The sequence below is a fragment of the Massilia sp. SYSU DXS3249 genome, assembly GCF_053668055.1.
In genome coordinates, this window is record NZ_JBSIPX010000017.1 from 62,224 (window position 1) to 75,105 (window position 12,882).

Genomic DNA, 12,882 nt, shown 5'->3' on the forward strand with positions numbered 1-12,882 from the left:
CGTCAGCTGCCGAGATACAAGTTCTCGGTCGCCCGCTTCAATTCGGCCTGGGGCAGGAATTGATCCGAAATGGTCAGGATGGCGTGCAGGTTGTTCTTCAGCTTGTCCAGTTCGATGTCGCCGGGCTTGATTGCCGTCTGCAACAAGTGGACGGCCATGTCCGCCAGCAGCAGGCGCTGCTTCTCCTTCCACTCGGCGGGCGACTGTTTGCCGGCTGGATGGGCCAGGTAAGCCGCTTCCACCGCGCCATGGATCTCCCAACCCATGCGCACGAGTTCGCTTCGCCTGCTGTCATCCATGTTCAGGCTACCTTGCTTGCGTCGAAGTGCGGATTCTCGATGATGCCGAACAGGTTGCCGTACGGGTCGCGGACGGTCGCGACCTTGATCCCGTCGCCGACGTCCTGAATCGGCGAATCGACCGTGGCCCCCAGGCTGGTGAGGCGCGCCAGCTCCGCCTGCGCGTCCGGCGTGCCCCAGTAGGCGGTGGCGCCGGCTGGGCCCGGTACGCCGTCCGGCACCAGGCCCAGTTCGAAACCGCCGACCTCGAAGCCGACGTAGAAGGGCTGGTCGAAATAGGGCGCGCGCTCGAGTACCTGGCGGTACCAGTCGGTCGCTTCGGCCAGTTGTGTCACGGGATAGATGACGGTGCGCAGACCCTGGATCATTGCCATGCTCCTTGAAAAAGAAACAATGCTGCCCCAAGCGCGCAGTCTTGTCTAGCCCGGCAGTGCGGAACGCCAGCCGAAGCTGTCGGCGGTGGCCGCGCGCGGGGTGTATTCGCAGCCGACCCAGCCTTCGTAGCCGAGCTCGTCGAGCAGGTCGAAGAGCCAGGCGAAGCGGATTTCGCCCGTGCCTGGTTCGTGGCGGCCCGGCACGTCGGCGAACTGCACGTGGCGAATCAGGGGCAGCAGGGTGCGCAGGCTGTTGCCGAGGTCGCCCTCCATGCGCTGCGCATGATAGATGTCGAATTGCAGGAAGAGGTTGTCGGCCCCGCATTCTTCGATGATGGCGGCGGCCTGGCGCGAGCCGGTCAGGAAATAGCCGGGCACGTCATGGTTGTTGATCGGCTCGATCAGGAGGTCCAGCCCGCGCTCTTTCAACTTCCCGGCGGCGAATTTGAGGTTGCCGACATAAGTCTCGTGGGCGCGCTCCTGCGGCACGTGGGGCGGGATCTTCCCGGCCATGCAGTGGAGCATCCTGACGCCGAGGTCGTCGGCGTAGTCGAGCCCGAGCTCGACGCTGTCCTGGAACTCCTGCACGCGGCGTGGATCGCAGGCCATGCCGCGGTCGCCGGCGGCCAGGTCGCCCGGCGGCAGGTTGTGCATGATGAGCTGCAATTGATAGCGCGCCAGCCGGCCCGCGATCCATTCCGGTTCGCAGGTGTAGGGGAACTGGAACTCGACCGCGTCGAAGCCCGCCGCCCGCGCGGCCGCGAAGCGGTCGAGGAAGCTGAGCTCGGTGAACAGCGTGCTCAGGTTGGCGGCAAATTTGGGCATGGACGGGCTCGGATGTTGTCAGACCGTTATCGTAGCATTTGGGCGGCGAAGATGCAGGAGCCGGGCAATCGTGCGGGTAGGTTTTTGTAGGGTGGACTCCCGAGTCCACGCGGAAAGTGGCGCGTTGACGGCAGGTGCCACAGCCCGGACCGGTGCGTACCAATACAGGCACCCGGGACATTCCGCCAACGCCTCCAACGGTTCGCGTACGTCCCCCGCGTTCAAGCGTTAACACGACGCGAACGTCCGCGTGGGCTCGAGAGCCCACCCTACGAAAAGCAAAAAGGGCAGGCCGGCGAACCGGACTGCCCCTTGATGCTCAGCTTACGCGGCGATTAACGGCCGCGGTTGCCCTGGCCCGAAGCACCCGCCGGGCGCGGGCCGCGGCCCTGGCCGTTGCCGCCACGGCCACCGCCGTTGCCGGCCGCAGCCGGGCGCGCGCCGCCGTTGCCGCCGCCACCCGAGCGGCCACCGCCGTTGCCGCCAGCAGCAGCGCGCGGCTGGCCCTGGCCACGGCCACCGCCGCCTGGACGGCCGCCACGGTTGCTGTGGCCCGGCGCGCCGCTGCGCAGCTGGATCGGCTGGGCACGTGCGGTCGGGTCCGGCTCGAAGCCCGGGATCACATGGCGCGGCAGGGTCTGCTTGATCAGCTTTTCGATGTCCTTCAGCATATCGTGTTCGTCCACGCAGACCAGCGACACGGCTTCGCCGGTGGCGCCGGCTCGGCCGGTACGGCCGATGCGGTGCACGTAGTCTTCCGGCACGTTCGGCAGGTCGTAGTTGACCACGTGCGGGAGCTGGTCGATGTCGATGCCGCGCGCGGCGATGTCGGTGGCGACCAGCACCTGCAGGCTGCCGTCCTTGAACTCGGACAGCGCCTTGGTGCGCGCGGTCTGGCTCTTGTTGCCGTGGATCGCCATCGCGCCGATGCCGTCCTTGCCGAGCTGCTCGACCAGCTTGTTCGCGCCGTGCTTGGTGCGGGTGAACACCAGCACCTGGCTCCAGTCATTTTCCTTGATCAAGTGCGACAGCATCGGGTGCTTCTTGTCGCGGTCGACCGGGTGGATCTTCTGCGAAATGACTTCGACGGTCGAATTGCGGCGCGCCACTTCGATCGATGCCGGGTTGTTCAGCAACTTGTCGGCCAGGGCCTTGATCTCGTCCGAGAAGGTGGCCGAGAACAGCAGGTTCTGGCGCTTCGGCGGCAGCACGGCCAGCACCTTCTTGATGTCGTGGATGAAGCCCATGTCGAGCATGCGGTCGGCTTCGTCGAGGATCAGGATCTCGACTTTCGACAGGTCGACCGTGCGCTGGCCGACGTGGTCGAGCAGGCGGCCCGGGGTGGCGACGAGCACGTCGACACCCTGCTTGAGCAGCTTGATCTGCGGGTTGATGCCGACGCCGCCGAAGATCACGGCCGAGTTCAGGTTGGTGTACTTGCCGTACAGGCGCACGCTTTCCTCGACCTGGGCCGCCAGTTCGCGGGTCGGGGCCAGGATCAGGGCGCGGATGGCGCGTGGGGAATTCTTGCTTTTCAGGCCTGCGCCGACGGCGTCCGAGGACAGGCGCTGCAGCAGCGGCAGGGTGAAGCCGGCGGTCTTGCCGGTGCCGGTCTGGGCGCCGGCGAGCAGGTCGCCGCCGCCCAGGACCGCAGGGATCGCCTGCGACTGGATCGGGGTCGGCGTGGTATAGCCTTGTTCAGTGACAGCACGAACGATAGCGTCGGACAAGCCGAGGGTAGCAAATGACATAGACTCTTCTGGTGAGGTTGATTCCGCCGCGGCGCGAGCGGCGCCAGGATCGGAGGGGATGACCGAAGCGGCTCAAGAAAGCGGCGGGGTCATTATAGTGAATTTTGTTGCGCTATGGAAATAGCTGGGATGGGTGCCGTGGTGCGCAACGCGCCACGGCAACAAGCTAGACCGCTATTTTACGCCAATTACGCGAACGGGACCATCAGCGGGATCATCTGTGCGAACACCTTCGGGCCGGCGGCGATGATGTCGCCCTTGTTCAGGTAGCTCGATTCGCCGTTGAACTCGCCGACGATGCCGCCCGCTTCGGTCACCAAGAGGGAACCTGCGGCGATGTCCCAGATCTTGAGGCCCTTCTCGAAGTAGCCGTCGACGCGGCCGGCGGCGACGTTGGCCAGCTCCAGCGCGGCCGAGCCGCTGCTGCGCACGCCGTGGCAGCGCGAGGCGACGACTTCGTACATGCGCAGGTATTCGGCCAGCGCGCGCGGGTCGGCGCCATGGCCGGCGGCGATCAGGGCCTTGCCGATGCGGTCGTGGTTGCGCACGCGGATGCGCTTGTCGTTGAGGTAGGAACCGGCGCCCTTGCTGGCGGTGAACAGGTCGTTGCGGACCGGGTCATAGATGACGGCTTGCGTGATCACGCCGCGCTGCTGCAGCGCGATCGAGATGCAGAAGTTCGGGTAGCCGTGCATGAAGTTGGTGGTGCCGTCGATCGGATCGATGATCCAGACGTATTCACTGTCGTCGTTCAGGTTGCTCGACGGGCCGGACTCTTCGCCGAGGATGGCGTGGCCGGGATAGGCCTTGAGCAGGGTTTCGACGATTGCTTCTTCCGCCGCCTGGTCGACGTCGGTGACGAAATCGTTGTGTTGTTTTTCAGAGACCGTAATACGGTCGAGGTCGAAAGACGCGCGGTTGATGACGGTGGCGGCGCGACGAGCGGCCTTGATGGCCGTATTGAGCATTGGATGCATGTTAGCTTTTTCCCTGAAAAAAACGCCGACGCCCACGGGCTATGCAGCGCCGCGGACCGTCCGGGTCGAGATTGAATACGAGAGTGAATTAAAGAGCAAAGCGGCGCCGAACCCGTTAAAATCCCGGCCTTGTCTGCCAGAATTGTCCTGTTCGTCGCCGCGCGATGGCGCTATTTTAAATGAACCCGCTAGAAACCGATACGTCTCTGTTCACCCGCTTACGGTTTGTGCTCGTCGAAACCAGCCGCGCCGGCAATATCGGCTCGGTGGCGCGCGCCATGAAAACCATGGGTTTCAGCGAGCTCGTCCTCGTCGCCCCGCGCGGCGACGATCCCTTGAACGACCCGGAAGCGGTGGCCTTTGCCAGCGGCGCGGGCGATATCCTGCAGGGCGCGCGCATCGTCGGCACGATGGCCGAGGCGCTCGAAGGCTGCAATTTCGCGGCGGCCGTGTCGGCGCGCCTGCGCGAGTTTTCGCCGCCGGTCTGGACGCCGCGCAACTTCGCCAGCCATGTCGTGGGGCAGGGCGAGCTGAGACCGGCGCTGATCTTCGGCAACGAGCGGGTCGGCCTGCCGAACGAGATCGTCGAGAAGTGCAATGTCCTGATCAACATCCCGGCCAACCCCGGCTACTCCTCGCTCAACCTGTCGCAGGCGGCCCAGGTGCTGGCCTACGAGTGCCGGATGGCGGCCATCGGCGACAGCCTGCCGGAAACGGGTATCGGCTTCCAGGGCGACGCCGCCAGCCTGGACCAGGTCGAAGGCATGTATGCCCACCTTGAGGAAGCGCTGGTATCGATCGGCTTCCTGAACGCCGACAATCCGAAAAAGCTCATGCCGCGCCTGAAGCGCCTGTTTGCGCGCACCGGGCTGGAAACGGAAGAGGTCAACATCCTGCGCGGAATTGCGCGGCAGATCCTCAAGCGCTAGCGCCGGCTGCGATTCGGCTGCGATTCGGCTACATTCGTGCTTGATGTTTCCGCGATGAATTATGATGGCAGTGCGGACCGGGGTGGCCTGTCCGCGAACGATGCCGCACCTTCCAGGCTTACGATGAAGATTTCCATGAACGGCAGCAGCATTTCGAAGCAACTGATGCTGTTGCTGGCCGGTTTTGCCCTGATCATCACCCTGGTGCTTGCAGGCGTGCTCGACAACCTGTTTTCCGGCCGGGCGCAAGCCGATATCGGCCACGAGTACTCGGAACTCGCCCTGCAGACCACCGACACGCTCGACCGCAGCCTGTTCGAGCGCTACCGCGAGGTGCGGCTGCTGGCCGACCGGGCCGGGCTCGGCGGCCCGGACGCGACCGACGCCGAAAAGCGGCGCCTGCTCGAGGAAATGCAGCGCACCTATGCCAACTATGCCTGGCTCGGCCTCACCGACATGGACGGCCGGGTCCTCGTTTCGGCCAACCGGCTGCTCGAGGGCGCGGACGTGTCCCAGCGCCCCTGGTTCGGCAACGCGCTCAAGGGTGTCCACCTGACCGACGTGCACGACGCCAAGCTGCTCAGCAAATTGCTCAAGCCCGGCGCCAGCGAGCCGATGCGTTTCGTGGACATCGCCTTTCCCTACCGCGATGCGAACGGCCGCGTGGCCGGCGTGTTCGGCGCCCACCTGAACCTGGACTGGGCAAGGGAAATCGAAAAATCGGTCACCCTGCCTCTGTTGACGCGAAAGCATGTCGACACCCTGGTGCTGGCCAGCGACATGACGGTCATCATCGGGCCCAAGCCGCTGCTGGGCACCCGCATCGCCTTGGCGGACCCGGCTTTCAGGGCCGGGCAGCTGACCGGCTATGCGCTCGAGCGCTTCGCCGACGGCAGGACCCACCTGGTCGGTTACAGCAAGAGCCAGGGCCACAGCTTCTCGCCCGGCCTGGGCTGGACGGTGCTGGTGCACCAGGACGTCGAGGAGGCCTATGCCCCCGTCGCCCAGTTCCGCCGCCAGGTCGTCGTGGCCGGCGCCTGCATCGCCCTGCTGTTCGCTGCGCTGGCCTGGTGGCTGGCCCGGCGCATCTCGCGGCCGCTGATGGGCCTGGCCGAATCGGCGCGCCGCATCGAATCGGGCGAGTCGGACAACATCGGCCCGGTCAAGGTCGGCTACCGCGAGATCGGCATGCTCGGCGCCTCGCTGCGCTCGCTGATCGGCAAGCTCAAGGCGAACGAAGCGTCGATGCGCGAGGCGGACCGGCGCAAGGACGAATTCCTGGCCACCCTCGCGCACGAACTGCGCAACCCGCTGGCGCCGATCAGCAGCGCCGCCGACCTGCTGCGCCTGACGCGCGTGGACGAGGCCCAGCAACGCCGTATCGGCGAGATGATCGGCCGCCAGACCCGCCACATGACGGGCATGGTCGACGACCTGCTCGATGTCGCGCGCGTGACCCGCGGCCAGGTGACGCTGGAACGGCAGCCGGTCGGCATGCAGGACGTCGTATCGGAGGCGGTCGAACAGGTGGCCCCCCAGATCGCGGCAAAGGGCCACCGGCTCGCGTCGCAGCTGCCAGCGCAGGCGCTGATGGTCATGGGCGACCGCAAGCGCCTGGTGCAGGTCGTGGCGAACCTGCTCGACAATGCGGCCAAATACACGCCCGGCGGCGGCCACATCGCGCTGGCCCTGGCCCTGGAAGAGGGCCGGGTCGTGCTGCGGCTGCGCGACGACGGCATCGGCATGTCGGCCGACCTGATCGAACATGCCTTCGAACTGTTTACCCAGGAGACGCGCAAGGTGGACCGCTCGACCGGCGGCCTGGGCGTCGGCCTGGCCCTGTCGAAGCGCCTGGTCGAGCTGCACGAGGGGAGCCTCACTGTCCATAGCGGCGGGCCGGGGCAGGGCAGCGAGTTCGTCGTCGCGCTGCCAGCGCTCGCGCCCGAGGACGCGCCCGGACCGGCCGCCGCCGAGGCGGCCCAGGCAGCCCCGGCGCAGGGCCTGCCCGTGCTGATCGTCGACGACAACACCGATGCGGCCGATACGCTGGGCATGGTGGTCGAGTCGCTCGGCTATCCGGTGCACATCGAGTATGAGCCGCTGGTGGCGCTCGAGTATGCGCGCACGCATCCGGTCAGGGTGTGCCTGCTCGACATCGGGATGCCGGTGATGGACGGCTACGAGCTGGCGCGCCACCTGCGCGCACTTCCCGGCATGGAGGGCGCGCTGCTGGTCGCGGTGAGCGGTTACCGCCCGGGCAGCACCGGGGAGGGCAACGCGCCCTTCGACCACAGGCTGGTGAAACCGGCCGATACGGACCAGCTGGCGGCGCTGCTGGCCGAGACCGTGGCCTGAACGGGCCGCCACTTCTTTTATTTCATCCTCGAACGGGATCATGACGATGTTGCGACACCTGCTGCGCACCCTGGCTGCGCTGGCCTTCCTCCTTGCCGGCCAGGCAGCGGCACAAGACACTTCGATGGGCTCGCACGGCATGACCCTGTTCGGCGACCGCGACGGGCTGTACGCCTCGCACCTGCCGATGTTCCACGCGCCGCACGACCACCAGGTGGTGCTGCAGGTGCGCCTGGCCGACCCGCAGCTCGACCGCGCCCTGCGCGCGCGCATGCAGGACACGACCGCGCTGTGGACCATCGACCCGGAACGCTTCCCGCTCTCGCGCCTGGGGTCGGCCAGCGCCTCGCCCCTGGCCGGCTTCAGCGCCGACATCTACAGCGGTCATTTCGAGCGCGGCGGGGAGCGCGTCCATGTGCGCGTCCCATTCGTGGTCGAAAAAGTGGTGTATTTCCAGCGCCTCGACCCGGCCACTCGCACGCGCGGTGAGGCTCACTACCTGCCGGTCGGGAAGTACCTGTTCAAGCGGATCGACAGCCGGCCGGATGTCGACCACATCGTCAAGCTGGCTGCACCGGCGGCCGTGCCGCTGACTGTGCGTAAAGAGGGCCTGTCCAATCCGGAAGAAGCGCTCAGGCAGCACGCGCCGGTCGTCGGCACCGTGTATTTCGAGACGGGCGACCTGCGCTGAGGCCATTGTCCAGCGGCGCCGCGTTTTCGGGATCTTGGCACCCGGAAAATGCAGCCCGTCGGCAGCATGGTTGTGTGAGCTTCTTGTTTTTCCTATATTGTCGAGTGGAACTTGCTCATCAATAAGAGGAACATCACTCGATTCATGTCATCTTTGGCGAGGCATCCAGCTGTGGTTGAACGCGTGGACGGCAAAGCCGTCCACCCTACACAGGCATAAGCGGCCGGCATGAGGCCAGGCATGTAGGGTGGACACTTGTGTCCACGCGGTATGGCACGGGTGAGCGATCGAAACGCATGAGAGCGGCGACCATGCTGGCCAGCCGAGCGAGACACCCGAATGCCCAGCCGAGCGATCCGCGTGGGCAGAGCCCACCCTACGAACCCCCGTCAGACTCAGGGCCCCAGCGCAATCACCTCGTCGCCCGGCCCCGGCGTGCACTGCGCCCCGAGCGGCTCCCAGCCGCGGCGCACGACGATGCGTTCCTTGTCGTGGCAGAGTTCGACACGTTGGGCCGCCGGCGCCTGGCGCTTGACGAAGGCTTCGATCGCCGCGGGCGTGCTCACCTGCAGGGCGAGGGCATGGATGTCGTCGAGCGGGTGGTCGTTGACGTGCACCAGCGGCACGAACTGGCCGGCGAACATCATCAGGTGCGAGGGCACCTTGACCGGCCCGGCCTGGTAATCGCGGGTGCGCAGCCAGGCCTGGGCCTGCTGGCGGGCGTCGGTACGCGCATCGAGGCCGCCCCAGGCGCTGGCGAGGAGTTCGGCCACCCAGCCGTTGCAGTTCTGGTAGCGGGTGCCGAAGGCATAGGCGTTGGCGCTGTACTGGCCGGAGAGCAGGGCGAGCGCCAGCGGCTTGTCGAGGGCAGCCTTGGCCAGCCGCGCGCCGTCCTCGCCGGGCAGGAAAACGAGCGACATGTGGCCGCGGGTCGGCGCCTCGGCGCCGAGGGCGAAGCCCGCCACGCCCTGGTCGAACAGGCGCGGGCGCGACTCGTCGCAGGCGTAGTAGAGCTGGCGCACGGCCCAGGGGCTGCCGGGATTGTCGCGCAGCGCGATGCCGGCGTGCGAATACAGCAGGCCGAAGCGGCTCAGGTCGAGGCCGGCGCGCGAGATGAGGGCCGACTGCGCCCCGGAGCGCTCGAGTTCCTTCCTGACGAGGCCGGCGAAGCGCAGCACGCGGTCCTGGTCGGCGGCCGAGATCTCGACCGTGCGTTCGCAGAAGGTGGGGATGCCGGCGAGGGCGCCGCCGCTCGCGCACAAGCCCAACGCGGCGGCGAGTGCGCGCTTGAACATCAGATCGCGACTTTTTGCGAGCCCAGTTCGCGGTACCAGGTGTCCTGCAGCGCCAGGAAGAAAGCCTTGTTGGTATCGGCATGGGCGAATTCGTAGCCGTACACGCGCTCGTTGACCTGCACCATGTCGCCGGCGTTCACGCGGCGTGCGGCCAGGGCGCGGTTCGGCACGTCGAGGGTGAACTCGCGCGTGGCATCGCCGGCGGCCATGCGCAGGGTCATGCGCGTGGTGTCAGCCTTGGCCGGGGCCTGGGCGATGTCGATCACGCGGTACTGGCCGGCGGCCACGCGGTCGTCGTCGCCCGAGCTGTTGCTCGACGCACCGATCGAGTCGGACACGCTGCCCGACGAGGCCGAGCCGGCGCTCGATGCCGAGGAAGCGGCCGTGCTGGCGGCCTGGGCGGGCAGGATGGCGATGGTGGCGATGGTAGATGCAGCGGCGAAGGCGGCCAGGCACAGTGTGCGGGAGAGCAGGGGGAAGGTCATGGAAATCTTTCGTAGTCGAGCTGGATACCGCTATGGTACAAGTCCCGGGCACTGCTGAGAAGGAGTGCGGCAATCGAACCGGGCTTCGCGCGGTACAAAATATGCGTGGATTGCCATGCAAACAAAATTTGCCCGCACGCCCCAGCGTGCAAAGGATATTTGCACAAGAGGTCCTGTTCCTGCAGCGCCGTTTCTTTGTCGTACACTGCTGCCATGACCACGAGGACGCCGAGCATGCACATCCTTCCTGACCGCAGCGCGGTGAAAGGCGTAACGCGATGAGCGCGCGCAGGATGCTGCGGCGCCTGCTGCTGGTGCAGGCCGTGGCGGGAAGCGCGATCGGACTGGCGGCATGGCGCTGGCTCGGCGCGACGCCCCTGGAGGCGTTCGGGCTGGGCCTGGGGAGCGTGGTGCTGGTGCGCCTCGCGATCAACATGAACAACTTCCTGGTCAGCGCCTGCTTCGCCAGCCCGACGCCGCCCGAATTCCGGCTCGGACGGGGCGCGCGCCTGCGCCTGCTCGCCGAGGAATTCATTTCGAGCATGCTGCACACTTCCTGGTTCATGCCGCGGGCGGCGGCTTGCATGCGCACCTACGACACCGACCACGTACCTGTGCTGCTGGTGCACGGCTATGGCTGCAATAGCGGCTACTGGGCCTACCTGATCCCGCGCCTGGACCGTGCCCGCATCAGCCACGCGAGCGTCGACCTGGAGCCGGTGCTGGGCGATATCGACGGCTACGTCCCGCTGGTGCAGGACGCGGTCGAAGCGCTGTGCCGCGCGACCGGGGCCGCCCGGGTTGCGCTGGTCGCGCACAGCATGGGCGGGCTGGTGGTGCGGGCCTGGATGCGCGCCCACGGCACGGCGCGGGTCGCGCGCGTCATCACCCTCGGCTCGCCGCACCACGGCACCGGCATGGCGAAGTTCGGCCGCGGCCCGAACGTGGTGCAGATGCGCTGGACCCGCGGCGTCGCCAGCGACTGGCTGCAGGAACTCGAACGCGCCGAAGACCCGGCCACGCACGCGTTGGTCACCTCGATCTACACGCACCACGACAACATCGTCTCGCCGCAGACCTCGAGCCTGCTGCCGGGGGCGCGCAACATCGCTTTTGGCGGCATCGGCCACGTGGCGCTCGGCTGCAACGCGCGCGTGCTCGATACCGTGATGGCCGAACTGGCCGCGCTGACGCCGCAGGAACCCGAGGACGCCGCGCCGCCCGGCCTGCTGCTGGTGGACGACGACGCCTTCATGCGCGAACTGCTGCAGGATGCCGTGCAGGGACAGGGCTGGCGCGTGTTCGCGGCTGCGTCGGGCGAGGAAGCGCTGGCCCTGCTGGCGCGCGAGCCGGTCGCGGTGGTCCTCAGCGACCATGTCATGCCCGGCATGCGCGGCGCCGAATTGCTGGAACAGGTGCGCCGGCATTATCCCGGCACCTGCCGCATCCTGCTCTCGGGCCGCCCGGACGAGCCCGGGATCGCCGCGGCGCTGGCCAGTGGCGCCGCCGACCGTTTCGTGGCCAAGCCCTGGCAGGGCGCCGCGTTGCTGGCCGTCCTGCGCGACGCCTTCGCGCGGCAGCGGGGGCGCGCGGCGGTTTAGAATGCGATCTCTATCGGGCGCGCCTACAATGGGCGCAGACCCATGTGCACACCCAAGAGCAGGCATCGATGAGCAAGAATCTCAAGGAACTCGAACAGGAAGAAGAAGCGCTGTCGCGCGCCGTGCGCAGCTCGGCCCAGCAGATCTGGCAGGCCGGCCTGGGCGCCTTCGCCAAGGCCCAGCAGGAAGGCGGCCGTGAGTTCACCCGTTTGGTCCGCGACGGCAGCGAGCTGCAAAAGCGCGCGCGCCAGGTCGAGGACGCGACCGAGACGGTGGCGCGCAAGGCCGAGCGCGCGAGCCGGCGGTCGTCCGGTTCCTGGGGCAAGCTGGAGCAGGTATTCGAAGAGCGCGTGGCGCGGGCGCTGGCCACCATCGGCGTGCCGGCCGCGGGAGAGATGGAGGCACTGAAGAGCCGCGTCGAGGAGCTCGAACGCCTGGTGGCCGGGCTTGCGGCAGGCGGCGCCCGTCCCGCCGCGAAGAAGCCGGCGGCCAGGCGCGCACCGAAGGCAGGCAAGGGCGAATAAGCTTCCCGAACTGCCGTGGGCGGCGGGTTCGATGATATGCTTGCGGGTGACGCCAACCATGCCACCTTCCATGCTACAAAAAGCTCCACGCCGCACCCGTGAACGCATCCTCGAGCTCTCGCTCAGGCTGTTCAACGAGTTCGGCGAGCCGAACATCACGACGACCGTCATTGCCGAGGAGATGAACATCTCGCCCGGCAACCTGTACTACCACTTCCGCAACAAGGACGACATCGTCAATTCGATCTTCGTGCAGTTCGAGGCCGAGATCGAGCGCATCCTCACGGTCCCGGCCGGGCGGCGCTCGAACATGGAAGACGTCTGGCTCTACCTGCACCTGATGTTCGAGCTGATCTGGCGCTACCGCTTCTTCTACCGCGACCTGAACGACCTGCTCTCGCGCAACCGCAAGCTCGAGCTGCACTTCAAGGCCATCCTCGCCCACAAGATCAAGGTCGCGCGCCAGCTGTGCGAAGACCTGCGCAGCGAAAACTCGCTCGAGGCCAGCGACCAGCAGATCGGCGCCATGGCCACCAACATGGTGGTCGTGGCCACCTATTGGCTTTCCTACGAATACGTGCGCAACCCGAGGAAGTACAGCGAGCAGCAGGCGATCGCCGACGCCCTCGCGCGCGGTTGCTACCAGGTGCTGTCGATGCTCGGCCCCTACCTGCGCGGCGACACGCGGCTGCTGTTCGAAAAGCTGTCCGAGGAATACTTGAAGAAACTGGCCGACGACGGCCGCGAGGCGCCCTGACGCCCTTTTTCCTCTACCG

General features: G+C 67.0%; 14 protein-coding genes. 6 read left to right on the forward strand and 8 right to left on the reverse strand.

Going from position 1 to position 12,882, the window contains the following annotated elements; all coding sequences use genetic code 11:
• Positions 1–2: 2 nt before the first annotated feature.
• The 5 genes from ACWCIA_RS18385 to ACWCIA_RS18405 form a co-directional block, all read right to left on the reverse strand.
• Positions 3–299 carry a hypothetical protein gene (locus tag ACWCIA_RS18385; RefSeq protein WP_454165580.1) on the reverse strand — a complete coding sequence of 99 codons (297 nt, stop codon included), beginning with the start codon at positions 297–299 and terminating at the stop codon, positions 3–5.
• A 2-nt stretch (positions 300–301) separates the two neighbouring features.
• Positions 302–667 (reverse strand): VOC family protein, encoded by a 366-nt coding sequence (locus ACWCIA_RS18390; RefSeq protein WP_454165582.1) that lies wholly within the window; start codon positions 665–667, stop codon positions 302–304.
• Between the two features lie 51 nt (positions 668–718).
• Positions 719–1,498 carry a 2-oxo-tetronate isomerase gene (otnI, locus tag ACWCIA_RS18395; RefSeq protein ID WP_454165584.1) on the reverse strand — a complete coding sequence of 260 codons (780 nt, stop codon included), beginning with the start codon at positions 1,496–1,498 and terminating at the stop codon, positions 719–721.
• Between the two features lie 335 nt (positions 1,499–1,833).
• Positions 1,834–3,249, reverse strand: coding sequence for a DEAD/DEAH box helicase (locus tag ACWCIA_RS18400; protein ID WP_454165586.1), 1,416 nt, complete (start codon positions 3,247–3,249; stop codon positions 1,834–1,836).
• Positions 3,250–3,437: 188 nt separating this feature from the next.
• Positions 3,438–4,217: an inositol monophosphatase family protein gene (locus ACWCIA_RS18405; RefSeq protein ID WP_454165685.1), complete on the reverse strand. Its 780-nt coding sequence runs from the start codon at positions 4,215–4,217 to the stop codon at positions 3,438–3,440.
• A 188-nt stretch (positions 4,218–4,405) separates the two neighbouring features.
• Here ACWCIA_RS18405 and ACWCIA_RS18410 point away from each other — a divergent pair, with 188 nt between their 5' ends.
• From ACWCIA_RS18410 to ACWCIA_RS18420, 3 genes are all read left to right on the forward strand, one after another.
• Positions 4,406–5,155 carry an RNA methyltransferase gene (locus ACWCIA_RS18410; RefSeq protein WP_454165587.1) on the forward strand — a complete coding sequence of 250 codons (750 nt, stop codon included), beginning with the start codon at positions 4,406–4,408 and terminating at the stop codon, positions 5,153–5,155.
• A gap of 135 nt (positions 5,156–5,290) precedes the next feature.
• Positions 5,291–7,510: an ATP-binding protein gene (locus ACWCIA_RS18415; RefSeq protein ID WP_454165589.1), complete on the forward strand. Its 2,220-nt coding sequence runs from the start codon at positions 5,291–5,293 to the stop codon at positions 7,508–7,510.
• Between the two features lie 40 nt (positions 7,511–7,550).
• The gene (locus tag ACWCIA_RS18420) at positions 7,551–8,201 is read left to right on the forward strand and encodes a hypothetical protein (protein WP_454165591.1); all 651 of its coding nucleotides are present in this window, start codon (positions 7,551–7,553) and stop codon (positions 8,199–8,201) included.
• 395 nt (positions 8,202–8,596) lie between these two features.
• Here the strand turns inward: ACWCIA_RS18420 and ACWCIA_RS18425 are convergent, their stop codons facing one another.
• Genes ACWCIA_RS18425 through ACWCIA_RS18435 form a run of 3 tightly spaced genes read right to left on the reverse strand, consistent with a single transcriptional unit; the run spans position 8,597 to position 10,217 of the window.
• Complete coding sequence (locus ACWCIA_RS18425) at positions 8,597–9,496, reverse strand: DUF2145 domain-containing protein (RefSeq protein WP_454165593.1); 900 nt, start codon at positions 9,494–9,496, stop codon at positions 8,597–8,599.
• Positions 9,496–9,981: a hypothetical protein gene (locus ACWCIA_RS18430; RefSeq protein WP_454165595.1), complete on the reverse strand. Its 486-nt coding sequence runs from the start codon at positions 9,979–9,981 to the stop codon at positions 9,496–9,498. The genes ACWCIA_RS18425 and ACWCIA_RS18430 overlap by 1 nt, the downstream gene beginning before the upstream one ends.
• Positions 9,978–10,217: a hypothetical protein gene (locus tag ACWCIA_RS18435; RefSeq protein ID WP_454165597.1), complete on the reverse strand. Its 240-nt coding sequence runs from the start codon at positions 10,215–10,217 to the stop codon at positions 9,978–9,980. Before ACWCIA_RS18435 ends, ACWCIA_RS18430 begins: the two co-directional genes overlap by 4 nt.
• Before the next feature lie 42 nt (positions 10,218–10,259).
• On the opposite strand from ACWCIA_RS18435, the gene ACWCIA_RS18440 reads away from it, so the two are divergent.
• The 3 genes from ACWCIA_RS18440 (at position 10,260) to ACWCIA_RS18450 (ending at position 12,863) form a co-directional block, all read left to right on the forward strand.
• Positions 10,260–11,582, forward strand: coding sequence for an alpha/beta fold hydrolase (locus tag ACWCIA_RS18440; RefSeq protein ID WP_454165599.1), 1,323 nt, complete (start codon positions 10,260–10,262; stop codon positions 11,580–11,582).
• Positions 11,583–11,650: 68 nt separating this feature from the next.
• Entirely contained in the window at positions 11,651–12,106 is a 456-nt protein-coding gene (locus ACWCIA_RS18445; RefSeq protein WP_454165601.1) for a phasin family protein, read from the forward strand.
• 70 nt (positions 12,107–12,176) lie between these two features.
• On the forward strand, positions 12,177–12,863 hold the full coding sequence (locus tag ACWCIA_RS18450) for a TetR/AcrR family transcriptional regulator (protein ID WP_454165686.1): 687 nt from the start codon (positions 12,177–12,179) through the stop codon (positions 12,861–12,863).
• The last annotated feature ends 19 nt before the right edge of the window (positions 12,864–12,882 follow it).